Source organism: Balneicella halophila (genome assembly GCF_003096835.1).
In the GTDB taxonomy this organism is placed as follows: Bacteria; Bacteroidota; Bacteroidia; order Bacteroidales; family Balneicellaceae; genus Balneicella; species Balneicella halophila.
This window is the reverse complement of record NZ_QENZ01000005.1, coordinates 196,990-220,369: the sequence shown is the minus strand read 5'-3', so window position 1 is coordinate 220,369 and position 23,380 is coordinate 196,990. Positions and strand designations below refer to the sequence as shown.

The window sequence follows — 23,380 nt, the reverse complement described above, 5'->3', positions numbered from 1 at the left end:
GCTTTAGATTATTTCCATTTCTTGGGTTTATTCTCCGGAGAACCAATTTGACTCATTGCACATCGGAAACCAATATCATCACGTGCCATATCTTGATTCATGAAGCGACGCGTAGAGGGGGAGAGCCAAAAAGCCCTATCGCGCCAAGATCCGCCTTTATAAACTCTTGACTTATCACTTATCATAGAGGTGATCCCAATGAGTTCATTACCCGAACCATTATTATACATAGGATCTAAAGTGCTGTCACCTTGATCTATTCTAGAGCCAGGGTCACCATCTTTGTAATTTCTTGCATCACCTACGGTGTAGTTCTTCCTGTTTTTAAGTTCCTCTTTTGTTTGAACGCGTTTTTTTATTCTACCGTATTTGTCTTTTTCAACGATATTACCATTTTCATCAGTTACATTGACTTTAAAAACGTTTCCACGATAAGGGTTAAATTCGCTGACGTCCAGGGGATTCATCGGACGATATACATCTGCAACCCATTCATTAACATTGCCTGCCGTATTATACAGTCCAAAATCATTAGGCCAAAATGACTTCACAGGCACAGTAATATCTCCTCCGTCATTGAGAGAGCCTGCCAGCCCCATGTAATCACCATTTCCTCTGGCAAAGTTTGCCATCATTTTACCCATATCTTTACGTTTGTTTCCACTTTTACGTGAACCGTCATTGCGCACCCATTTTCCGGTCCAAGGATAAACACGACCTTCTTTAATAATTTCTTTTTCAGTGTTTCCTAACAGACCGTATGCCGCATACTCCCATTCTGCTTCAGTTGGAAGACGATAGTCTGGTAACATAATACCATCAGACCAATTCGCATGTCTTATATCTTTTCCGTCTTGAGAACTTAAATCTCTTAAGCCTTTATCTAATTCTGCATCATATTGTCCTGCTAAATAAGCTTCTGTATTGAAATTTTCAGCACCTTGCTGGTCAGGATTTTCTTTAATTACTCTATTTTTAATGAGCATAATTTCATTAACACGATCAGAACGCCACTTCGCATAGGCATTAGCTTGCTCCCAAGAAACACCAACTACAGGATACTCAGAAAAAGCAGTATGTCTGAAATAATTTTGAACTTGTGGCTCATTATATGCTAGCTCATCGCGCCAAACTAAGGTATCTGGCAGTGCCGTTTGAGTTATAGAATCATCTCCACCGTGAACACGTGAAAGCCAATATAGATACTCGCGATAGTCAACATTTCGAACTTCCGTTTCATCCATAAAAAAAGAAGCAACAGTTACTCGTCTTCTTATGTTATTCCAATCGCCCATGACGTCTTTTTGGTTTTGCCCCATAACGAATGTTCCCCCAGGAATATGCACTAATCCTGGTCCTATTTGTGCCTGATATCCATTGTAATACTGAAACCCCCCGTTGTCAGGATCATTGTATTTCCAACCTGTAGTTGAAGAATGCGTTTTATTTTTCCCTCCAAAAACATTCAATTTGCTATTGCAGGAACTTAAGCTAATGATAAACGTAAAGAAAATTCCGTAAAAGATTATTTGCTTCATATAATACTATTATTTTGCTACAAAGATAATGAAAAATACAAAGTTGCATTTTTTCTTAATCAATGTTTCCAAAAAATATGCCAATTATTCTGAAAAAAAGCTTTTTACCTTTTGAAAGAATCCCTTTTCACGTTCTACATGGGCAGTATCAAAATTAGGAGATTTCTCTAATTTCTCCATAATTTTTTCCTCTTCACTACTGATGTCTTTGGGGATAAATACATTGACTTTTATCAATAAATCGCCAACTCCGTAGCCCTCGATATTAGGTAAGCCTTTTTTACGCAAGCGAAGGATTTTACCCGATTGGGTTCCTTTTTCGATACTGACTTTTACCTTACCATCTAAAGTAGGTATCTCCGCAGATGCACCTAATATAGCATCAGGGATGCTTATAAATAAGTTATAAAGCAAATCATTGCCATCACGCATCAAGTCAGGATGCTCTTTTTCCTTAATAAGCACTAGCAAGTCTCCATTGATACCGCCACGACGTGCTGCATTTCCTTTTCCTGAAACTGAAAGCTGCAAGCCTTCGTAAACGCCAGCTGGTATTTTTACTGAAATAACTTCTTCACCTCTTACAATTCCTTCACCATTACAGTCAGGGCATCTTTCTTTTATCACTTTACCTTGTCCATTACAAACGGGGCAACTTGATGTTGTTTGCATTCGACCGAGAAGTGTGTTTTGTATTCTAGTGACTTGTCCTGTGCCATTACATTCAGAACAAGTGGTATGTGAATTTCCATTTTTCTCCCCATTTCCATGGCAAGAGTTACATGCAGTATATTTCTTTACTTTTAATTTTTTCTCAACACCTTTTGCAATTTCTTCAAGTGTTAATTCTACTTTGAGGCGCAAGTTGGATCCTCTGTTAACTTGCTGGCGTTGTTGTCCGCCTCCAAAACCGCCAAAAAAACCGCCACCACCTCCAAAAAGGTCGCCAAATTGTGAGAAAATATCTTCCATAGACATTCCTGCACCACCAAAATTACCGGCACCACCCATTCCTGCATGACCAAACTGATCATAGCGTTGTTTTTTTTCTGGTGAACTTAATACATCATAGGCTTCAGCTGCTTCTTTAAATTTCTCCTCTGTCTCTTTATCGTCCGGATTTTTATCTGGATGATATTTTAGTGCTAATTTTCGATAGGCTTTCTTTATTTCCTCAGGAGATGCTGATTTGCTTACACCTAATACTTCATAATAATCTCGCTTCGCCATATACTTTTTCTTTCTTTTTTTATTCTCCGACTACTACCTTTGCGTAGCGAATCACTTTATCATTAAGTTTATATCCCTTTTCTGTACAATCGATAACTTTGCCCTTCATATCCTCCGATGGAGCTGGTATTTTTGTGATTGCCTCACTCACATCTGTATCAAACTCTTCGTTAAGCACTTCAATCTCAGTCACGCCATTTTGACGTAGAAAGTCTTTAAAGTTACTATAAATGAGTTCAATCCCTTCCTTAACTGCTTCAATGTCTTTAGTATCTTGCATGACATCCATAGCACGCTCGAAGTTGTCTATAACCGGAAGAATATTTGTCAATATTTTTTCTCCTGCATGTTTCGTCAACTCCATTTTTTCTTTCAGCGTACGCTTTCTATAATTGTCAAACTCAGCAGTAAGTCGCAAATTTTTATCCTCGAGTGTTTCAACCTCATTCTCCAGTTCTGCTATTCTCTCTTCCAATAGCTGAAGCTCATCAACCTTAGGCTCCTTCTCAGAACTCTTTTTCTTCTTTTTATCTGTCATGTCTTTTTTCAAAAATATTGTTCAATTTTGTATTGATGGTGCATACAAAATTACTGCCAATAGCACTTTAGTGTCAGTTTGGCAGGCTTAAATTAAATGAGTGATAAATGGGCAGGATTTTATCTACCTTTTTTTCTTCCTTTACGTCTAGAATTGTTGCTAGAGTTCGAATTTGCAGAACGTATCTCAACAAGTTCGGTATCCTTAGGCAAGGTCAATCTAGAGTTAGATAATTTCTCCATAGCTTCTAGAACTAACTCATCGCTAACGTTATCACTATTCCAGATGCTTAATGATTTTTTGATATGATTTGCAACGATAAGGGCTAAGGCCTGCTTCTCTTCTTCCGTTTTACAATTTTTCTCTTCTTCAATCATTTTGAAAAGAATGCGACCGTATTGCTTGTATCTGATGTCTGAATCTTTGTATTCAATATGACGTGGAGTGATTATAGTGTCGGAGGGGGTAGGGTTTCCATAAGGAGATTCTACATTTAATTGATAGTCTGACATAATGATGAGGTGATCCCAAAGTTTATGATTAAAATCATCTACGTCCTTTAAATTAGGATGCATACGCCCCATAATATTTACGATAGCGTACGCAGTTTCTTTGCGTTTTTCATCATCTTCTATAGTTACGGCAAAATCTACCATTTTTTGAATGTGTCTTCCATACTCTGGAAATATTAATGGTTTCTTTTTGCTATTATAAGTTGTTGTCATGTGTTGATATTACGTTTGATGTCACAATCATTTTAGATAGGGCAAAGGTACGTTTTATTTGCTAGTTAACCAACCAAGGCTCCGCTATAGAGTAAAGGAGTCCTACTATACCAAAAACTAAAATTACAATGCCAGTTATTTTGTTTATCCAAAAAAGATTACGAAAACGGAATTTTTTTCGAAAAAGGCTAACTGAAAGTGTTAAGCTGAACCACCAGAATATAGCGCCTATAAATACGCCAAAAAGAATTAATATTATGTTTTGGATAGAGGCATCTTCCATGCTGGCGGCACCTGTGAAGAAAGCTAAAAAGACTCCAAGAATCAATGGATTAGAAAGTGTCAGGAAAAATATAGAAATGAAATCTGAAAACAGGTTGGAAGACTTTGAGCGTTCTTGGCGCAATTTTCTTACGCTTTTCCTTGAAATCACATAGCCAATGCCTATAATAATGCAGAATGTAAAAATCTGTAAGTTGTGAATATGCTCGTTGACTAGATTTAGGATTAACCCGAAACCTGTAGCTGCTATAATAGCGTAAAGGATATCTGCACTTGCAGCACCCAGACCTGAGAAGAATCCCGAAAGCCAGCCTCTATTTAATGTACGACGAATTACGATTATACCAATAGGACCCAAGGGAATAGAAACCATTAGTCCTATTACAAAACCTTTGATTATTTTCACCCAAACCTCCACTATTTTTCCAATTTTGATTTTAAGGTGTCCTCATTCAAATCTTCAGTGAGGGAGTTTATCACTTTATCAGGAATTTCATAAATATCCAATAGGATAAATCCATCTAAACAATTGTTAAATAGGGGATCTCTATTAAATCCTAAAATTTTTGCATTAAGGAAAATGTATTTCTTCAACAATACCGGAAGTCTAACGTCCTTTGTTTCAAACTTCCCAATATATTTGTCTAACTTATTAATATCTTCTTGTGCAATTTCAAGCATAATTTCAGTATCAATATTTTTAGTTTTGAATTTGAACTTATGTCTCGGTTTCACGTATCTTGAAAGCTCATAATTAAAGTGATGTTTCATAATGAACTTTATGATCATCTCTTTAGCCAAATCAGAATAGTCATTACTGATAGAGACCGGACCAATAAGGTATCGGTATTCAGGATTTTTGAGCATCATGTATAGGATACCTTTCCATAATAAAAATAAGGGTAAGGCTTTCCGTTGATAATCTGGTGTAATAAATGAACGACCTAACTCTAGGGACTCTTCCAAAATAGGGTGGAAGGGCTTCTTTAACTTAAATAATGAGTGAAGGTAAAAGCCCTCAATACCATATTGTTGGATAACTTCTTTGCCTTTCCCTATACGATAAGCACCGACTATCTTGTCGACTTCAATATCATAGATAAACAACTGATGGTAATAAAGATCATATTCATCTAAATCCATCGGTTGGTTAGTACCTTCACCTACCTCACGAAAAGTTAGTTCTCGTAAACGACCGATTTCTCTGAGAATATTAGGAATTATATTGCTATTAGTACAATAAATTCTGTAATTTTTAATCTCGTAGAGTTTGAATTCTTCTGGGATAGCATCCAATTCTGCTCTGAGAATTTTAGGATCAATGGCATCAATAAGTTCAGATTTTTCTAAAGATTTCGTCTCATCCTCATAAAAATCCCTCAATTTTAGTGTGTTAGAGAGAGTAAATGTGTTGGCACGTAAGTAGCGTCCATAATGCTCTATATCCGAAAAGTAATCTTGTTCTTTTACAGATATAGGTTTTCCAATGGATAGTTTAATTTCTTTATTTTGCTTGTTTAACAGCTCAGATGGTAATTTTATAGTGCGTAGCACCGGGTGTACTTTTCCTAGCATATAAAATGTAAGACTGTTATTTCCATGAAAATAAATAGGAACTACCGGAACCTTCGCTTTCTTAATAAAGCGAAGAATAGAATTACTCCATTTTCTGTCAGAAATACGAAAACCTTTTTGGAAAGAAGAAACCTCACCGGCGGGAAATATCGCTAATGGACCTCCATCATTTAAATGTTTTATAGCCTCTTTCAACCCTTTAGTACTCTTAATATCAGGGCGATTTTCAAAGGGGTTCACTTCTATAATGTAATCAGCAATAGGCTCAATTTTCTTCAATAAAAAATTTGCCATTACTTTAGTGTCGGGTCTGGCTTCTGCTAAAACTTTCAGTAAAATAATTCCATCAACACCTCCAAAAGGATGATTAGCAACAACGATAAAGGGCCCTTCTTTAGGGATTCGTTGTAAATAATCCTCGTCTATAGTAAAATTTATCTGGAGAGAATCCAAAATGGAATCAATAAATTTTAAACCATCAGAATCATCTAAAGTGTCATATATTTTATTAAGCTTGGTAAGGCGTAGAAAGTACATCAGTAGTTTGGCACCACCCATACCTCCAAATTTATTCAAGCTATCGCTTGCAGCCAACAAGTCTTTGGGGTCAACTAAACTCATACTAATACAAATATACCTAATAAATTATAAGATAAATAGGATATGACTAAGAATTTAATGATAAGTATGTATTGGACTTTATAAACTGATGACTTTATCAACCTTAGCCTGTAAGCTGATAATATCTTGCATACTACCTCGTGTACCTACAGCTAGCTTCTCGGTGAGCTTAAAATAGTTGAGGCAAGTGCTACAGCCAATAAGTTTTGTGCCTTTCTCAGCTAACTCCTGCAAGAACTTTAGGCAATTAGAATCTTCGCAAAGCAACTTAACACCTTCATTATAAAATACAATAAATTTGGGAGCTACGTCTTCTTCGAGTAATAGTTGGAAATACTTCTCAATAAGAATACTGGCTAGGGCTAGTTCGCTAGTTCCCATTCCATTACTATTAATCTGTATTAATGTGTTTTTCATCCGATATTAAATTATAAACAAAAAGTGTATCTTTTTTCAAAGATACACTTAAGTCAAATTATTATACTAATTTTTCCAGTTAATTATTCTTTTTCTTTTGTAGTATAAGGAGTCGTTTTTTCTGCTTTCGGCTTGTTAGCACAGGCTTTGTTGCTTGCTTTGCTACAGTTAGTCTTAGCTTTGTCAGCACAAGAGACCTTTTGTGTCTTACTACAATCTGATTTTGTTTTTCTAGCACAGTCTGTAGCTTTTACTCCTTTGGTCTTGTCTGAGCAAGCTAGCATTTTAGCTTCACTGCAACAAGTTTTGGTGTCTTTTTTATTTGCTTTATCAACACAGGTTTTCTTTACGGGTTCTTTTTTGTTATCTTGAGCCATAGTAGCTGTGCTTACAGCTAATGAGAATAAGAGTCCAAATACTAAAAATAAATGTTTCATAAATTGTTTTGTTAAGTGATTATTTGGAACAAATATAGATAAAATGATTACTTTCGCAACTATAATATCAAATTTTAATCAAAAAAAAAGAGTTACATGTCTTGTATTTCTGAAAATATTCAACAAATATTAAAATCAATCCCTGATAATGTAAAATTAGTAGCAGTTTCAAAGACTCATGCCCCCGAAAAAATACAGGAAGCTTATGATGGAGGATACAAAGTGTTTGGAGAAAGCAGGCCACAAGAGTTGAGAGAAAAGGAAGCTATTTTACCTAAAGATATTGAATGGCATATGATTGGTAATTTACAGAAAAATAAGGTGAAATATATTGCCCCATACGTTGCCATGATTCATTCCGTTGATTCTTTGAGCTTATTAAAAGTTGTAGAGAAGGAGGGTAGAAAGAATGACCGAATCATCAGTTTTTTACTTCAAATAAAGGTTGCGGAAGAAGAAACAAAAAGTGGTCTTTCATTAGAAGAAACTAAAGAATTATTACAAAGTGATACTTATAAGGAGATGCAACATGTTCGTTGTTGTGGTATTATGGGAATGGCAACACTCACTGATAATCAGCAACAGATACATGATGAATTTGCACGACTAAAGGAATATTTTACTCAAATCAAAAAAGAGTTCTTTGACTCTGCTGATGAATTCAAAGAAATATCTATGGGAATGTCAGGAGACTATCCGATTGCCATAAAGGAGGGAAGTACCATGATACGCGTAGGAAGTAAAATCTTTGGGAAGCGCTAAATTACGGTTCTATTTTTTCTGAAGATTTCAGCTTTATCGTAACAATAGCAAAGTTGTTGATTCCTCCATCAGGGTAACTAAGCGGAGCTCCTTTGTAAGTTTCGATGGATTCGTTTGTTGCACTTCCTTTATTTGAATGATATTCGCCTGAGAATAATCCAGCATCCCAAACTGAAGTGATAAATGTAGCAGAACCTCCATATGCCAAACCGTCAAGATCAATATTATTAACTCCAATAAACCAATCAGCTGAAGGAGATAGTTTCGTTATCATAGAAAATTTATTGAATCTGCCCTCTGTGGTTATTTCGAATTCTGAACTGCCAGTAGCGGGACAACCCTCAGATGAAGTAAAGCCACTCACTCTGTTATTCGTCTTTTGCTCTGTAAAGTAGTTAGTAAAGTTAGATGTGTCTTCATTTTCGAAATAAGACTTCATCCAAGTTGGAGCCTTTTTACCTTTTTGAAAGAGAACATTATCATCTTTTTGAGTAATAGCTACAACTTTCCCAAAACCAGCATCACCAGGGAAGTAGTTTGGATGAGTTTCTTCAGTCCATTGTCCTCTTACTGTTACATTAAAAGTGTAACGCATATCGTGTTTTAACTCCACAACAGTTTGCTTATCGTCATCGTCATCGCAGGCTGTAAACGTTAAAATAACAAGCGCCCATACTAATATTCTTTTCATTGCTTTCATCTAAAAGTCTATTTTCAAGCTGCCAAATTAGCTATAATTGGATAGTTATACAATTTTTAAGATGAAAAAGAAAGCTTCTTATCAATATAATAAGGGATTTTACCTATGATTTATTACTTTTGTGACAATTAATAAATGAGATGAAATTATGTTTGAGAATTTAACGGAAAAGTTAGAAAGTTCCTTTAAAATATTAAAAGGAAGTCATAAGATAACAGAGATAAATATTGCTGAGTCATTGAAAGATGTACGCCGTGCACTCTTAGACGCCGATGTTAATTTCAAAATTGCGAAGGACTTTACTGATAGAGTCAAGGAAAAAGCATTAGGGCAAGATGTACTCAAAGCTGTGAATCCAGGTCAGATGATGGTGAAGTTAGTTCATGATGAACTAGCTGAATTGATGGGTGGAAGTGCCGAAGGAATTAACCTTTCAGGAAAGCCATCTGTTATTTTAATTGCCGGGCTTCAAGGTTCTGGTAAAACAACATTTTCCGGGAAATTAGCGAATCATTTAAAACGTAAAAAAGGGAAATTCCCGTTGCTTGCTGCAGGTGACGTTTATCGTCCGGCAGCGATTGACCAATTGAAAATATTAGGAGAACAAATCAATGTTCCTGTTTATACGATTGAAGGAAGTAAAGACCCCGTGAATATTGCTACTTCAGCTGTAGAAGAGGCAGAACAAAAAGGACAGGATTTAGTTATCATAGATACCGCAGGACGTTTGGCTGTGGACGAGCAAATGATGAACGAAATAGCAGCTATAAAAAAGGCTGTAAACCCAGATGAGATTTTGTTTGTTGTGGATTCCATGACTGGTCAAGATGCGGTAAATACGGCTAAAGCATTTAATGATGTCTTGAACTTTGATGGTGTTGTTCTTACAAAGTTAGATGGTGATACACGCGGTGGTGCCGCTTTATCCATTCGCTCAGTTGTCAATAAGCCGATTAAGTTTGTCGGTATGGGAGAGAAGATGGATGCTTTAGATGTATTCCATCCAGAGCGTATGGCAGACCGCATCTTAGGTATGGGTGATATTGTTTCTTTTGTTGAAAAAGCACAAGAACAATTTGATGAAGAAGAGGCGAGGAAACTCCAAAAGAAATTAGTTAAAGATCAATTTAATTTTAATGACTTTTTAAAGCAGATTAACCAAATCAAGAAAATGGGGAATATGAAGGACCTCATGGGAATGATTCCAGGAATGGGAAAGGCAATGAAGGATGTTGATATTGATGATGATGCTTTTAAAGGAGTTGAAGCGATTATTTATTCTATGACGCCCGAAGAACGCGAAAAGCCATCAATTTTGAACGGCTCGCGTCGTAAGCGTATTGCCAAAGGTAGTGGTAGTAGCACTGCTGATGTTAATCGTCTGTTAAAACAATTTGATGAGATGCGTAAGATGATGAAAATGGTTTCTAAAAATGGAGGTAAATTACCCAAAATGCCGATGGGTGGCATGAGAAGATAAATTCTAAAAAACGTGAAGCAATGCAGTTAATAGACGGAAAAAAAACAAGTAAAGAAATACGAGAAGAGATTGCCGAAGAAGTTAAAGAAATGACGGCATCTGAAAAGCGTACACCAAAGTTAGTTGCTGTATTAGTCGGCAATGATGGAGCTAGTCGTACTTATGTCAATGCAAAGAGTAAAGCATGTGAAAAAGTTGGTTTTGGCACAGAAACCTTACATTTTGAAGAAAGTATGACGCAAGATGAACTTTTAAAAGAAGTTGAAAAATTGAATAATGATGATGAAGTTGATGGCTTTATCGTTCAAGTTCCTCTTCCTAAGCATATTGACGAGGATGTAATTCTTCAAGCAATAAATCCTAAGAAAGATGTTGATGGATTTCATCCTACAAATATTGGACGCATGACGCTTGGTTTGCCTACTTATTTACCTGCAACACCAGCGGGCATTGTTGAATTGCTAAAAAGATACAATATCGAGACTTCAGGAAAAAACTGCGTAGTCATAGGTCGAAGTAATATCGTAGGTACACCAGTTAGTATATTGCTTTCACGCAAAACAGAAGGTGGAAATAGTACTGTTACACTTTGCCATAGTCGCACTGCAGATATCAAGGCGCATACACTTCAAGCTGATATTATTATTGTTGCCATAGGAAAAAAACATTTCCTTACTGAAGATATGGTAAAAGATGGAGCAGTGATTGTTGATGTGGGTATTCACAGAGAGGAAAAAGAAAACGGAGTAAAACTTTATGGTGATGTTGATTTTGAAAATGTGGCTCCAAAATGTAGCTATATTACACCAGTTCCAGGAGGTGTAGGACCAATGACAATTGTTTCTTTATTGCAAAATACACTCTTAGCAGCTAAAGGAGAAATTTATAAGAAATAATATATAATTTTAATAATGAATACGGGGGAGTATCTTTATTTGACAGAGATATTCCCTTTTTTTATTGAATTAGAATTAAATATTTTTACTGAAAAATCTTTTCAATGTAGTATAATTAGGAGAGTAGTGTCCTTTTAAAGTTGTAAAATAGAAATAGCGCTCCATACTAAAACTAGCAATATCTACAATCTTCAAATTCCCACCTTTTAAATCATCTAAAATTGCATGAATTGAAATAAATGCAAATGAATCTGAATGGTTCAGATAGGTTTTAATGCTCTCAGAATTATTTAAAACAGCATCTACTTGCAAATCTTTTAAAAAGATATTATTTTCACGTAAATGGTTTTCAATAATAGCTCTTGTTCCAGACCCCTGTTCTCGTAAAACGAGAGGTAACTTCAAGAGAGTTTTTAGTTTAATGCTATCATTAGTCTGGGTGTTGGAATTGCACACCAAAACAATTTCATCCTTTAAAAAACGCTCATATTGTAGTGATGGATTACGATGAGTGCCTTCGATCAAACCAAAGGGAATTTTTTGTTCAATAACCAAATTCTCAATTTCATCGGTATTGCCACTTTTCAATAAAAAATGCGTTTCGGGATAAAGTTTTTTGAGCTTAGGCAAACTTTTAGGAAGGATATATTGAGCTATAGAACTGCTCGCTCCCAAACAAATTTCTTTAGGTAGATTGTGCTGATTGGAGAAAAAGTGTTCTTCAGTTTCTGCAAATAGCTGTAAGATTTGTTTGGTTTTTGAGAGTAAATAATTCCCTTCTGGCGTTAATTGCACACGTCCATTGTTTCGAATAAACAACGAGTGGTTGTATTTCTTTTCTAATTCAGCAATATGTTTGGACACAGCTGGTTGAGATAGTGAAAGCATCTTTGCTGCTTTAGTGAAGCTCTGCAACTCAGCTACGGTTTGAAATACTTTTAGTCTAAAATCCATGAAAGTTCAGCTATTTTTTAACTTTTAAATATTTGAATTGAATAAGTATTCCGATAATAATTGTAATTATGGCGAATAATATTCTTACTGTAGAATAACGATGAGAAAACAAAATTATAAAACCCATAACCATCGAAAATATTGATATAAATCTTAAAAGAGAGGCTTTATTCATAACTTTAGCTCATAAAAAAGTACCATCCCAAAGATGGAATGGTACTCAATAAGTCTGTGCAATTATTTTGCTGGAATTGCTTTTAACGAAGCTTTCAAGAATGTCCAGAATTTCTCAACAGTTTCAATATTTACACGTTCATCAGGAGAGTGAGGATTACGTATTGTAGGACCGAAAGAAATCATATCCCAATTTGGATAAACTGCACCCAATAATCCACATTCTAAACCTGCATGTACAGCCTTTATTTCTGGTGTTTTGCCGAATGTATCTTTATAAACCTCCTGCATAGCTTTTAAAATTGTAGAGTCCATATTTGGCTGCCAACCTGGATATGCTCCAAAAGTTGAAAAGCTTGCATCTAGACCTTTAAACGCATCTCGTATTTTTTCTGTCAATGCCATTTTAGCATCATCATTAGATGAACGGGTTAAGCATTGTACTAATAATTTACCTTTAAGAAATTCTATCCGCGCTAAGTTATTTGATGTTTCAGTAAGTCCTTCCATCTCTTTGCTCATTGCCTCTACACCATCAGGACAAGCAACTAGAGCCTTTACCATTGCATTTGCTTCCTTAGCGTCTATCACCTGCTTAGGTGTGCCAACTTCTTTAGCTTCAACATTTAAAGTTGGTTCTATATCTTTAAACTCTTGTTGCATATCCTTCTCATATTCCTTTACAGCTTTTTCAAAATCTGCAACCTTGTCGTTAGGAACAGCAAGAAGTGCATGCGATTCACGAGGAATAGCATTTCGTAATGAACCGCCTTCTGCTTCAGAAAGACGAATTCCCAAGTTATCATATTTATCTAAGAATCTTGCTAAAAGTTTGTTGGCATTCGCTTTTCCTAAGTGGATATCCATACCTGAATGCCCACCTTTTAGTCCTTTAATATGGAATTCAAAACCTTGCATATTATCAGGGCAATCTTCTAAAGTGTAAGGAACTTCAACCTCTACATCTACGCCACCTGCGCAACCCACGTAAAGTTCGCCTTCATCTTCAGAGTCTAAATTCATCAAGATGTCACCATCAAGAACACCAGGTTTTAAATTTTCAGCTCCAGTCATTCCTGTTTCTTCATCGCAAGTAAATAGACACTCAATAGGACCATGTTCCAAATCGTCTGATGATAATACAGCCATCATTGCAGCGGCACCAATACCATTATCAGCACCTAAAGTTGTGTCTTTTGCGTGTACCCACCCATCTTCAATGTATGTTTCGATAGGATCTTTCTCAAAATCATGATCTACACCTGCATTTTTCTGTGGAACCATATCTAAATGTGCCTGTAAAATAACACCTTGGCGATCTTCCATACCTGATGTTGCTGGCTTTTTGATAATGATATTACCAATCTCATCTTTAATGGTTTCCAAACCTAAGTCTTTACCAAAATCATACATGAATTTTTGTATGCGATCTTCATGTTTTGAAGGTCTTGGTACTTGAGTTAGTGAATAAAAATGTTCCCATACAACTTTGGGGTCGAGTTTTGAAATTTCGTTATTCATATCTATCTAAATATTATTGTAATAAATTTTCTATAAAGATAAGCAATTCTTGACAAACGATTTGTATTGATTTTGGATTCGTTGTATCTTGCATTCAATAAAAAACTAGAATATCTTGAAAGAAGAAAATAAGAAAGCTCTCGTTCGGCTTTATGAAAATTGGGGGAATGATACTGTAACGAAAGTCATTGAATTGCCACCTTCTGGCTCTGCGCGGACATATTGCCGAATTGTAGGGGATAAGATGACTGTTTTAGGCGTTCATAATGAAGATTATAAAGAAAATGTTGCATTTATCTCCTTCAGCAAGCATTTCAAACAAGAGGGAATGTTAGTCCCTGAAATCTATGCAGAAGATTTAGATAATAGTATTTATTTAATTGAGGATTTTGGCGGTGAAACACTTTTCGAACATTTATTAGTAACTCGTGTTTCAGATGAGTATCCTGTAGAGTTGAAAGAAATTTACCAGCATGTGTTGCGAGATTTGATTCAATTCCAACTTTATGCTAGACAAAACTTACCTTATGAGAATTGTTATCCACGAGCAAAGTTTGATAAACAGTCAATGCTTTGGGATTTGCATTATTTCAAGTATTATTTTTTAAAGTTAGCTCAAATACCGTTTGACGAACAATTGCTTGAAGATGATTTTCAACGCTTTGCAGATTATTTGCTGGAGGCAGAACATGACTTCTTTATGTATCGTGATTTTCAGTCGCGTAACATCATGCTGATAGACGGTAAAAAACCAGCCTATATTGATTATCAAGGTGGTAGGAAAGGAGCTTTACAATACGACTTGGCTTCTTTGCTATACGATGCTAAGGCTGATATCCCTGAGGAAGTTAGGGAAGAGCTTTTTGAATATTATTTAAATGAATTGCAAAAAGAAAAACAAATTGATGCTGATGCTTTTAGGAAGCATTACTATGGATACGTATTGATTCGAATTATGCAGGCAATGGGGGCTTATGGATTTAGAGGCTTTTACGAAAAAAAAGAGCACTTTTTGAAGTCTATACCTTATGCTATGGGAAATTTGAAAAGAGTACTTCAAAAAGCAGATTTACCCATAAAGGTTCCACAATTACTCAAAGCTTTGGACGCTGTAGCAAACTCTAAACGGTTATTGAAAATAGCCCAAGATGCACAGGTAAAACTGCAAGTAGAAATTAATAGTTTCTCATACAAGCGTGGAATACCAATGGATAAAAGTGAAAATGGAGGTGGTTTTGTTTTTGACTGCCGTGCTGTTCATAATCCAGGTCGTTATGAGCAATATAAAAATTTAACGGGAAAGGATCCTGAGGTTATTGCTTTTTTCAAAGAGCATAAAGGTATGGATCGGTTTTTGAAACCTGTCAAAAAACTGGTTGAGATGAGTGTAAAACGTTATATTAAGAGAAGTTTCACTAATCTACAAGTTAATTTTGGCTGTACAGGAGGGCGCCATCGTTCTGTGTATGCAGCCGAACATTTGGCGAATTTTTTAGAAAAAAAATATGATATTCGTGTGAAAGTTCGCCATATTGAACGTGAAATAGAAGAAAACGCAAATTAATATAATTCTTATGAACTTCAATGCATTTATACCAGCAGCAGGATTAGGAACAAGATTGTATCCGCTAACGAAAGATAAGCCTAAAGCTTTGGTAGAAATTGGAGGAAAACCTTTACTAGAACATCAATTGCTAAAACTAAAGAAATTAGTAGTTAGCGAAGTAGTCGTGAACGTGCATTATTTTGCGGACCAAGTTATTGACTTTTTAAAAGCAAATGATAACTTTGGACTTTCAATACATATTTCTGATGAACGTGATAAGCTGTTAAATACAGGTGGAGGTTTAAAAAAAGCACTCACTTTTTTACATAACGATTTGCCTGTCCTGATGCACAATGTTGATGTGTTTAGCGATTTATCTATTACTGAGCTACTTAATGCTCATATTAATAAACGGGCTTTAGCCACTTTAGTTGTAAGAAAACGTGAAACCTCTCGTTATTTGCAATTTGATGCAGACAATCATTTGTGTGGGTGGATCAATACGAAAACAGGAGAGCAAAAAGAGTCTAGAGATGCTTATAAATTATTTAATTACGCATTTAGCGGTATTCAATTCCTTTCGCCACGAATTCTAAAGAAAACAGAAGAGCAAGGAGCTTTCTCTATCATTGATTTATATCTTAGATTAGCTGTAAATGAACAAATTACAGGATTTATCGATAATGATAGCCAATGGATGGATTTAGGGAAATATGAACAAATTGAGGAAGCTGAAAAGCTTTTTTTGTAAAAAAAAACAGGGCTGAATTGCTTCAACCCTGTTCCCTAAAAAAACTTTATGATTTTTAAAATGTCATTGTATTAGAATGACATAGGTACATCTATAAGGAGTACACGTGCATTGTCAGTTGCCTCTACAGTGATTTTGTCTGTTTCCCAAAATCCGACTCCATCTCTTTTAGAGAATTTTTCTCCTTCAATCTCTACTTCTCCTTCCAAAATAAAAGCATAAACTCCATTTCCTTCTTTTTTAATTGTATAAGTATCTGATTTTCCTTTTTCAAATTTTCCTAAGTGGAACCATGCATCTTGATGAATCCAAACTCCTTGGTCGTCTTTATTAGGAGAAAGTACTTGATAGAATTTGTATTCTTCTGCTACTTCTCTTATCGAAATCTGATCGTAACGAGGTGTTACATTCTTTTTTCGTATGTACTTTTTCGTATGTTTTCAATGCCTCCATTTTATATTCTAATAATGGTTTTTATATCGAGAGTAAAAATAATAAAATTGCGTAAATACTGATAATGCTCTATTTATGAAAAGAGCCTGCCGAAGCAAGCTCTTTCATGTTTATTAATCTTTTTATATCATTTTATCGGGTTTCCTAAACAGGTCGAAAACTAGACCCCCAATCAAGGCACAAATAAATGTGCTCCTAAATGGGGAGGTCTGAATCGGGCATGTACCTGATACACATCCTATATACTTCCAGTACAAAAAACCAGCAATGGCTCCTACAATAGTGCCTATAATTGCCAATTTATATTTTACAAAAATGTCTTTCATTCTATTAAATTTCAAGTAACATTTCTGTACTGTTCTTACCATCCCAAAGAAGGTTCTCTGGATTCTCTAGCAACTCTTTTACCCGCACCAAGAAACTTACAGACTCTTTTCCGTCAATAATCCTATGGTCGTAAGAAACTGCGACATACATCATCGGGCGGATTTCTACTTTTCCTTCGATAGCTACAGGTCGCTCTATAATATTGTGCATACCCAAAATTGCAGATTGTGGTGGATTAATGATAGGAGTGGACATCATTGACCCAAATACTCCGCCATTTGTAATCGTAAAAGTTCCACCTGTCATCTCATCAATAGATAGCTTTCCATCACGAGCTTTTGTGGCTAATTTTTTCAATTCATTTTCTATTTCTGCTAATCCTAATGACTCGACGTTCCGAATAACTGGAACCATCAATCCTTTAGGTGTACTCACTGCAACAGAAATGTCTGTATAGTCGTGTGTTACAATATCTTCACCGTCAATCATTCCGTTAACAGCCGGAAAATCTTGAAGAGCTTTTGAACAAGCTTTGATGAAAAATGACATAAAACCTAGCTTGATGCCATGTGTTTCAATGAATTTCTCTTGATATTTCTTCCTGAGTTTCATAATAGGCGACATATCCACTTCATTGAAAGTGGTAAGCATTGCTGTTTCGTTTTTCACAGAGACCAAACGTTGGCTTAATTTGCGACGTAGTGTACTCATACGCTTCCTATTATCATCTCTGTTTGCTTCTTTCTTAAGGGAAGCTCCGGTAGCAGTAGGTGCTTGTGTCCCTGCTCGTTTAGCCACTTCAACATCTGAACTTTTGAGACGTCGTAAGCCATTGATTATATCATCAATACTTAAGTTCTCCTCATCCATCATTTTTCTAGCAAGTGGGGAAACTTTTACTTTAGAAAACTCTTCCGAAGTTTCTTTTTTAGGTTCTTTTTTCTCTTCCTGGTGTTCCTCAGAAGAGCTATCTTCCTTTTTATCATCTTGGGGTGTTTCGTCCTTTTTTATGTCCTCGTTAGCTTTGGGAGCTACAGAGGTGTCAATAGTACATGCAACAGCACCTACTTCTAAAGTATCGCCTTCAGAAGCCATTTGCTTGATTTTACCCCCTTCGTCAGCCACCAGTGTAAGTGTAGCTTTATCAGATTCTATTTCAGCAATTTCAGCATTTTTACTAACAACTGCTCCGTCTTCCACTAACCAAGACGATAGTTCTACTTCTGAGATTGATTCTCCCGGACTAGGAATTTTTACTTCTATTGTTGCCATATAATATCTTATTTTAAAGCTTCGTCAATTATTTCTTGTTGATTAATTTTGTGAGTGGCTTTCAAACCTTCAGCAGTAACGCCACTTGGTTCTCTGCCAATAGCATCTATGCCATTGAAAACTTCTTGTCTTCTTAAGAAGCAAGATGCCCCCATGTTCAAAGGTTCTTCTTGTACCCAAACTTTTTTAGCCTTGGGTGGATACGTTTTTATTGCTTCTCTTATTTGTTTTTCAGGGAAAGGATAAAGCTGTTCAATTCGAACAATCGCTATATGATTTGCTTCCTTTTCATCACGAGCTTGTAGCAAATCGTAATATATCTTTCCGGTACAAAATAGTATTTTAGTTACCTCTTTAGCGTTATTTACTTCTCTATCTGGAATGACTTCATTAAAATGCCCTTCTGTAAAATCTTCAATTGTAGAGGTGCATTTAGGGTGACGCAACAAGCTTTTAGGCGTAAAAACAATCAAAGGTACACGTATGTTTCTATGTAGTTGACGACGTATTGCGTGGAACATATTGGCAGGTGTTGTAGGGTTAATAACCTGCATATTATAATTTGCACATAATGTTAAAAATCGTTCAATACGTCCACTTGAATGCTCTGCACCTTGTCCTTCATAACCATGGGGCAAATACATAACTAAGCCTGATTTGAGTCCCCACTTTTCTTGAGCTGATGAAATAAATTGATCCACAATAACTTGACCAACGTTATGAAAATCACCAAACTGTGCTTCCCAAATCGTTAAACCTTCTGGGTGAGCGATCGAATACCCATATTCAAATCCTAAAGCTGCATATTCGTTAAGAGGAGAATTGTAAACTCTTACAGACGGTTGTCCCTCAAATAAATGGCGCAGAGGATAATATTTCGTTTCTCCATCTTGGGTCATTAATTCAGCGTGGCGATGCGAGAATGTGCCTCGTTCAGAGTCTTGACCACTTAAACGCACACTGTGATTCTCCTTTGCAAGTGTAGCATAAGCCATCAGCTCACCCATTGCCCAGTCATATTTATTATTTTCTATCATTTTTGTCCTTTGCTCGAACAATTTTTTAGTCTTTTTGAAGAAATCCAATTCTTCAGGCAAGCTTGTGATGATATCTGCTAATTGAAGAAAAGTATCCTTAGTCACCTTTGTTTCTGCTACCTCCTCGAAATCTTCAGGCTCAGGCAACTCGATATTCTCATATTTTTCTTCTAAGAAAGGTTGTATTTCTAATTCATTACTTTCTATTGATTTCTCATAAGCACGGTCTAGCAATTTTTCAAAATCATCTACATTCCTTTCATGCTCTTCTTGTGATATGGTTTTCCTTCCAACCAATATCTCAGCGTATATATCTCTCGGATTTTTATGCTTTGATATGATGTCATAAAGTTTAGGTTGTGTGAATCTAGGCTCATCACCTTCATTATGTCCATACTTTCTATAGGATAAAATATCTATAAATACATCAATATGGAATTTTTGTCGAAATTCTAAAGCTAATTTTGCGACATACACCATAGCTTCTGCATCATCACCATTCACATGAAATACTGGCGATTGTGTTACTTTAGCAATATCAGTACAATAGGTGCTTGAACGCGCCTCTAAATAACTGGTTGTAAAGCCGACTTGGTTATTTATAACCATATGTATGGTACCACCAGTCTTATAACCTATAATTTTTGACATTTGAATAGTTTCATAAACCACTCCCTGACCTGCGATAGCAGCATCACCATGGATGAGGATAGGCAAAACTTCATTCTCATTACCTGTATAGTCATTTTGCAATTGTGCCTTTGCAATCCCTTCCATTACAGGACCTACAGCCTCTAGATGTGAAGGATTAGGAGCCAAGTTTACCGTAACATCATGACCATCAAATGTAGCAATATTATTATAACCTAAGTGATATTTCACATCGCCATATTGAATATCTTCTTCATAACTTTCTGCATTAAATTCTCTGAAAATATCTTCATAAGGCTTTTGTAGAATATTTGATAAAACATTCAAACGACCGCGATGTGCCATACCGATAACAATGTCCTTCACTTCACCGTATGCACCATTTCTTATAATAGCTTCTAATGCTGGGATAATCGTTTCTGATCCTTCCAAGGAAAAGCGTTTTTGCCCAACGAATTTTCTGTGAATAAAATTCTCAAACCCGGCAGCTTGAACTAATCTTTGCAAAATGCGTTTTTGGCTTTCTACCTTAAACTCTTCTCTGTTTTTTGAGGATTCCATCTTCTCTTGCAACCATGTGATGATATGTGGGTGCGTCATATAGCGATATTCGACACCTACAGATTTACAATAGGTTTCTTGAAGATGGTCAATAATGTCTTGCAGGGTAGCCACGCCAATTCCAATCTCTTTCCCCGCTTCAAACTTCGTATCGAGATCAGATTTGGAAAGGTTGAAATTTTCAATATCTAAAGTAGGAAAATACTTGCGCCTTGTTCGCACAGGATTAGTTTTGGTAAATAAATGTCCTCTGCGTCTGTATCCATCAATTAGATTTCTTACATTCATCTCTTTGGAAACTTCCGTTTCAGAAGTAGTTGATGTAGGAGTAGAACCAGTGTCTTTTACTGTTTTGGCATAATCCTTAGTTGCTAATTCAAAGCCTTCAAAGAAATGCTGAAAGCTATCATCTACACTCTCAGGATCTTTTTTATATTGTTGAAACAAAGCATCAATTGCTTCAATATCCATATTTCCTAATTCAATCTTCTTGCTCATTCTTATGATTTACTTAGTTTACTGTATATAAAATGTAAATTTCATAAAACTATCGCATCTTTCCAATTATTTTATACTAGAAATAATAAATAATGCATAACTATTATCTATTATTTGTATTTTTAATGTTCAATAATGATACTGAAACTTGTAAAAACGTTTTTAAGATATTGAATTTCTATAAGTTAACCCAATAATTAAACTGAATAATGAAAATACTGAAAATACTAAAAATTGTACTCCTGTTGTTTGTCGCACTTCCATTGTATGGTCAAGATATTACACTTGAAGATCTTTATGAGAAAAACACCTTTAGTGCTAAGGGTATTCAACAAATGAGGTCTGTGGGCGATGGTTATTATGCCACCTATACCAAAGAGGGTATAACATTGAGAAAATATGCAGATGAAGATTATAAAAAGATTTTATTGGACAGCTTAGTTTATGATGGCAAAAAAATAAAGTTTAGCAATTATCAATTTAGCGGTGAAAGAGACAAGATACTGCTAAGCGCAAATGTAGAGCTTATTTATCGTCATTCCTATAAAGCTGATTATTATCTTGTTGATATAAAAACAAATGAAAACTATTATCTCACAGATAAAGGAAAAGTGCAAGAAATAACATTTTCACCCAAAGGAGATAAACTTGCCTATGTGAGGGAAAACAATCTATTTGTATTCAATTTGGAAACAAAAAAGGAAACTCAGCTGACTAGTGATGGTGAATTCACAAAAATTATTAATGGACTGCCGGACTGGGTTTACGAAGAAGAATTTGGTTTCAGCAGAGCTTATGCTTGGTCACCCGATGGCGAGCAGATAGCCTATATGAAATTTGATGAAACAGAGGTCCCAACATACTCATTACAGTTTTACGGTAATGGGAAATCTTATCCTGATTTATACACATATAAATATCCAAAAGCAGGAGAGAAGAATGCTACCGTAAGCGTTTGGGTATATGACTTAAATACTGCAAAAAATACAGAATTGAATGTTAATAAAGGCAGTGAACAATACATTCCAAGGATAAAATGGACGAAAGGAGAGCATGAATTGATGATTTTAAGGCTCAATCGTCATCAAAATAACCTTGAGTATCTTATTGTAAATACACAAAACAATATCGTTAAAACTGTTTTTATTGAAAAGAATAAGTATTATGTCGATGCGACGAACTTTGACGCACTAACTTTCTTAAATAAAGATGAATTTGCATTTTTAACAGAGTTGAGTGGCTATAATAATTTGTATAAATACAATTACAAAACAAGAACCTTGACTCCATGGCTCAAAAAAGACTGGGATATTACAGCTTTTTACGGTGTAGATAAGAAAGGAAACGCCTATCTTCAAGTGGCTAATCAGAAACCTTATAATAGAGCTATTTGCAAAGTCGATAAACATGGGAAGCTTTTATTCTTGACTGAAGATGAAGCCTACCACAATGCTCGTTTTGACAAGGATTTTAAGTTCTGGATACATAGCTATAGCTCGACAAAAAAAGCGCCTATTTATGAGGTGAAATCTACTCAAAATAATATAAGCTATATCCTTGAGAACAATAACGAATTGCAAAGAAAATGGGACTCTATGGATTTACCGGAAAAGGAATTTATAGAATTACCATCAGCAGAGGATACTGTGAAACTATCTGCTTGGCGGATTTTGCCCAAGGATTTTGATCAATCAAAAAAATATCCTGCATTTATCACCCAGTATAGCGGTCCAAACTCACAACAAGTAAAAAATACATTTGGTGTTAGTTGGTATGATTATTTAGCACAGGAGGGATTTATTGTTTATTGCGTAGATTCCAGAGGTACTGCAGCTCGTGGAGAATATTTTCGAAAGCAAACTTATATGCAATTAGGCAAGTTAGAAAGTGAAGACATGATAGCAGTTGGGCGCCATTTACAATCTTTGCCTTATGTAAAAGCTAATGATATAACAATTTGGGGATGGAGTTACGGTGGATTTATGTCTACACTTTGTCTTATGAAAGGAGGAGATGTGTTTACTAGCGCAATTGCTGTGGCTCCCGTAATACATTGGAAATTTTATGATAGTGTATATACTGAAAGATACATGCGTACGCCACAAGAAAACCCAGATGGATATGACAATAATTCTCCTTTAGAAAATGTGGATAAATTAAAAACGAATAAGAATTTACTTTTGGTGCACGGTACTGCTGATGATAATGTGCATGTGCAAAATACTTATGCACTTACGCATAAAATGGTTGCTAAAGACATTCCATTCGATATGCACATTTACACAGACAAAAATCACAGTATTTATGGAGGTAAAACACGATTGCACCTTTACAAAAAGTTTATGGAATTTCTAAAGGAGCGTAAGTTAACAAACCATTAATTATGTGTATATTTGATGATTATCAAAAATCAAACAAACATTATGAGTTTGTT

The 23,380-nt window shown here is 35.6% G+C and carries 20 protein-coding genes; 6 read left to right on the top strand and 14 right to left on the bottom strand.

Annotated elements, in window-relative coordinates; genetic code table 11:
* Nucleotides 1-8 precede the first annotated feature (8 nt).
* The 8 genes from C7377_RS08035 to C7377_RS08000 all read right to left on the bottom strand — a co-directional run bounded on the left by C7377_RS08035 (nt 9) and on the right by C7377_RS08000 (nt 7,363).
* A complete protein-coding gene (locus tag C7377_RS08035) occupies nt 9-1,538 on the bottom strand; it encodes an SUMF1/EgtB/PvdO family nonheme iron enzyme (protein ID WP_116496839.1) in 1,530 nt (509 codons plus the stop codon).
* Between the two features lie 84 nt (nt 1,539-1,622).
* The gene (dnaJ, locus tag C7377_RS08030; RefSeq protein ID WP_116496838.1) at nt 1,623-2,768 is read right to left on the bottom strand and encodes a molecular chaperone DnaJ; all 1,146 of its coding nucleotides are present in this window, start codon (nt 2,766-2,768) and stop codon (nt 1,623-1,625) included.
* Between the two features lie 19 nt (nt 2,769-2,787).
* Nucleotides 2,788-3,306 carry a nucleotide exchange factor GrpE gene (locus C7377_RS08025; protein ID WP_116496973.1) on the bottom strand — a complete coding sequence of 173 codons (519 nt, stop codon included), beginning with the start codon at nt 3,304-3,306 and terminating at the stop codon, nt 2,788-2,790.
* 119 nt (nt 3,307-3,425) lie between these two features.
* Entirely contained in the window at nt 3,426-4,031 is a 606-nt protein-coding gene (locus C7377_RS08020; RefSeq protein WP_116496837.1) for a DUF4290 domain-containing protein, read from the bottom strand.
* A 61-nt stretch (nt 4,032-4,092) separates the two neighbouring features.
* Complete coding sequence (locus C7377_RS08015) at nt 4,093-4,719, bottom strand: LysE family translocator (protein WP_133241477.1); 627 nt, start codon at nt 4,717-4,719, stop codon at nt 4,093-4,095.
* A gap of 11 nt (nt 4,720-4,730) precedes the next feature.
* Nucleotides 4,731-6,509, bottom strand: coding sequence for a lysophospholipid acyltransferase family protein (locus tag C7377_RS08010; protein WP_116496835.1), 1,779 nt, complete (start codon nt 6,507-6,509; stop codon nt 4,731-4,733).
* A gap of 78 nt (nt 6,510-6,587) precedes the next feature.
* Nucleotides 6,588-6,926: a DsrE family protein gene (locus C7377_RS08005; RefSeq protein ID WP_116496834.1), complete on the bottom strand. Its 339-nt coding sequence runs from the start codon at nt 6,924-6,926 to the stop codon at nt 6,588-6,590.
* Nucleotides 6,927-7,009: 83 nt separating this feature from the next.
* On the bottom strand, nt 7,010-7,363 hold the full coding sequence (locus tag C7377_RS08000; protein WP_116496833.1) for a hypothetical protein: 354 nt from the start codon (nt 7,361-7,363) through the stop codon (nt 7,010-7,012).
* Between the two features lie 96 nt (nt 7,364-7,459).
* Between C7377_RS08000 and C7377_RS07995 the strand changes: the two genes are divergently transcribed.
* Entirely contained in the window at nt 7,460-8,125 is a 666-nt protein-coding gene (locus C7377_RS07995) for a YggS family pyridoxal phosphate-dependent enzyme (protein WP_116496832.1), read from the top strand.
* 1 nt (nt 8,126) lies between these two features.
* Here the strand turns inward: C7377_RS07995 and C7377_RS07990 are convergent, their stop codons facing one another.
* A complete protein-coding gene (locus tag C7377_RS07990) occupies nt 8,127-8,816 on the bottom strand; it encodes a spondin domain-containing protein (RefSeq protein WP_165806879.1) in 690 nt (229 codons plus the stop codon).
* Nucleotides 8,817-8,973: 157 nt separating this feature from the next.
* On the opposite strand from C7377_RS07990, the gene ffh reads away from it, so the two are divergent.
* Nucleotides 8,974-10,305: a signal recognition particle protein gene (ffh, locus tag C7377_RS07985; RefSeq protein ID WP_116496830.1), complete on the top strand. Its 1,332-nt coding sequence runs from the start codon at nt 8,974-8,976 to the stop codon at nt 10,303-10,305.
* A 20-nt stretch (nt 10,306-10,325) separates the two neighbouring features.
* On the top strand, nt 10,326-11,201 hold the full coding sequence (locus C7377_RS07980) for a bifunctional 5,10-methylenetetrahydrofolate dehydrogenase/5,10-methenyltetrahydrofolate cyclohydrolase (RefSeq protein ID WP_116496829.1): 876 nt from the start codon (nt 10,326-10,328) through the stop codon (nt 11,199-11,201).
* 75 nt (nt 11,202-11,276) lie between these two features.
* Here C7377_RS07980 and C7377_RS07975 read toward each other — a convergent pair whose 3' ends face one another.
* Both C7377_RS07975 and C7377_RS07970 read right to left on the bottom strand, forming a co-directional pair.
* The gene (locus tag C7377_RS07975) at nt 11,277-12,155 is read right to left on the bottom strand and encodes a LysR family transcriptional regulator (RefSeq protein ID WP_116496828.1); all 879 of its coding nucleotides are present in this window, start codon (nt 12,153-12,155) and stop codon (nt 11,277-11,279) included.
* 237 nt (nt 12,156-12,392) lie between these two features.
* Nucleotides 12,393-13,850 (bottom strand): aminoacyl-histidine dipeptidase, encoded by a 1,458-nt coding sequence (locus C7377_RS07970; RefSeq protein WP_116496827.1) that lies wholly within the window; start codon nt 13,848-13,850, stop codon nt 12,393-12,395.
* 115 nt (nt 13,851-13,965) lie between these two features.
* Here C7377_RS07970 and C7377_RS07965 point away from each other — a divergent pair, with 115 nt between their 5' ends.
* Together C7377_RS07965 and C7377_RS07960 are read left to right on the top strand one after the other, a co-directional pair.
* The gene (locus C7377_RS07965) at nt 13,966-15,414 is read left to right on the top strand and encodes a RapZ C-terminal domain-containing protein (protein ID WP_116496826.1); all 1,449 of its coding nucleotides are present in this window, start codon (nt 13,966-13,968) and stop codon (nt 15,412-15,414) included.
* Between the two features lie 10 nt (nt 15,415-15,424).
* The gene (locus tag C7377_RS07960; RefSeq protein WP_116496825.1) at nt 15,425-16,147 is read left to right on the top strand and encodes a sugar phosphate nucleotidyltransferase; all 723 of its coding nucleotides are present in this window, start codon (nt 15,425-15,427) and stop codon (nt 16,145-16,147) included.
* A gap of 71 nt (nt 16,148-16,218) precedes the next feature.
* Here C7377_RS07960 and C7377_RS07955 read toward each other — a convergent pair whose 3' ends face one another.
* The 3 genes from C7377_RS07955 to C7377_RS07940 all read right to left on the bottom strand — a co-directional run bounded on the left by C7377_RS07955 (nt 16,219) and on the right by C7377_RS07940 (nt 20,946).
* Nucleotides 16,219-16,527: a pirin family protein gene (locus C7377_RS07955; RefSeq protein ID WP_262494801.1), complete on the bottom strand. Its 309-nt coding sequence runs from the start codon at nt 16,525-16,527 to the stop codon at nt 16,219-16,221.
* 403 nt (nt 16,528-16,930) lie between these two features.
* Nucleotides 16,931-18,199, bottom strand: coding sequence for a 2-oxoglutarate dehydrogenase complex dihydrolipoyllysine-residue succinyltransferase (gene odhB, locus C7377_RS07945; RefSeq protein ID WP_116496823.1), 1,269 nt, complete (start codon nt 18,197-18,199; stop codon nt 16,931-16,933).
* An 8-nt stretch (nt 18,200-18,207) separates the two neighbouring features.
* Nucleotides 18,208-20,946: a 2-oxoglutarate dehydrogenase E1 component gene (locus C7377_RS07940; RefSeq protein ID WP_116496822.1), complete on the bottom strand. Its 2,739-nt coding sequence runs from the start codon at nt 20,944-20,946 to the stop codon at nt 18,208-18,210.
* 209 nt (nt 20,947-21,155) lie between these two features.
* On the opposite strand from C7377_RS07940, the gene C7377_RS07935 reads away from it, so the two are divergent.
* Entirely contained in the window at nt 21,156-23,327 is a 2,172-nt protein-coding gene (locus C7377_RS07935) for a S9 family peptidase (protein ID WP_116496821.1), read from the top strand.
* The last annotated feature ends 53 nt before the right edge of the window (nt 23,328-23,380 follow it).

What these genes read in the sequence shown, in the direction of transcription:
- C7377_RS08000 (WP_116496833.1), bottom strand. Translation starts at nt 7,363, where the DNA reads ATGAAACATTTATTTTTAGTATTTGGACTCTTATTCTCATTAGCTGTA.
- C7377_RS07970 (WP_116496827.1), bottom strand. Translation starts at nt 13,850, where the DNA reads ATGAATAACGAAATTTCAAAACTCGACCCCAAAGTTGTATGGGAACAT.
- C7377_RS07980 (WP_116496829.1), top strand. Translation starts at nt 10,326, where the DNA reads ATGCAGTTAATAGACGGAAAAAAAACAAGTAAAGAAATACGAGAAGAG.
- C7377_RS08035 (WP_116496839.1), bottom strand. Translation starts at nt 1,538, where the DNA reads ATGAAGCAAATAATCTTTTACGGAATTTTCTTTACGTTTATCATTAGC.
- odhB (WP_116496823.1), bottom strand. Translation starts at nt 18,199, where the DNA reads ATGGCAACAATAGAAGTAAAAATTCCTAGTCCGGGAGAATCAATCTCA.
- C7377_RS08010 (WP_116496835.1), bottom strand. Translation starts at nt 6,509, where the DNA reads ATGAGTTTAGTTGACCCCAAAGACTTGTTGGCTGCAAGCGATAGCTTG.
- dnaJ (WP_116496838.1), bottom strand. Translation starts at nt 2,768, where the DNA reads ATGGCGAAGCGAGATTATTATGAAGTATTAGGTGTAAGCAAATCAGCA.
- C7377_RS08005 (WP_116496834.1), bottom strand. Translation starts at nt 6,926, where the DNA reads ATGAAAAACACATTAATACAGATTAATAGTAATGGAATGGGAACTAGC.
- C7377_RS07990 (WP_165806879.1), bottom strand. Translation starts at nt 8,816, where the DNA reads ATGAAAAGAATATTAGTATGGGCGCTTGTTATTTTAACGTTTACAGCC.
- C7377_RS07935 (WP_116496821.1), top strand. Translation starts at nt 21,156, where the DNA reads ATGAAAATACTGAAAATACTAAAAATTGTACTCCTGTTGTTTGTCGCA.
- C7377_RS07975 (WP_116496828.1), bottom strand. Translation starts at nt 12,155, where the DNA reads ATGGATTTTAGACTAAAAGTATTTCAAACCGTAGCTGAGTTGCAGAGC.
- C7377_RS08025 (WP_116496973.1), bottom strand. Translation starts at nt 3,306, where the DNA reads ATGACAGATAAAAAGAAGAAAAAGAGTTCTGAGAAGGAGCCTAAGGTT.
- C7377_RS08020 (WP_116496837.1), bottom strand. Translation starts at nt 4,031, where the DNA reads ATGACAACAACTTATAATAGCAAAAAGAAACCATTAATATTTCCAGAG.
- ffh (WP_116496830.1), top strand. Translation starts at nt 8,974, where the DNA reads ATGTTTGAGAATTTAACGGAAAAGTTAGAAAGTTCCTTTAAAATATTA.
- C7377_RS07995 (WP_116496832.1), top strand. Translation starts at nt 7,460, where the DNA reads ATGTCTTGTATTTCTGAAAATATTCAACAAATATTAAAATCAATCCCT.
- C7377_RS07940 (WP_116496822.1), bottom strand. Translation starts at nt 20,946, where the DNA reads ATGAGCAAGAAGATTGAATTAGGAAATATGGATATTGAAGCAATTGAT.
- C7377_RS07960 (WP_116496825.1), top strand. Translation starts at nt 15,425, where the DNA reads ATGAACTTCAATGCATTTATACCAGCAGCAGGATTAGGAACAAGATTG.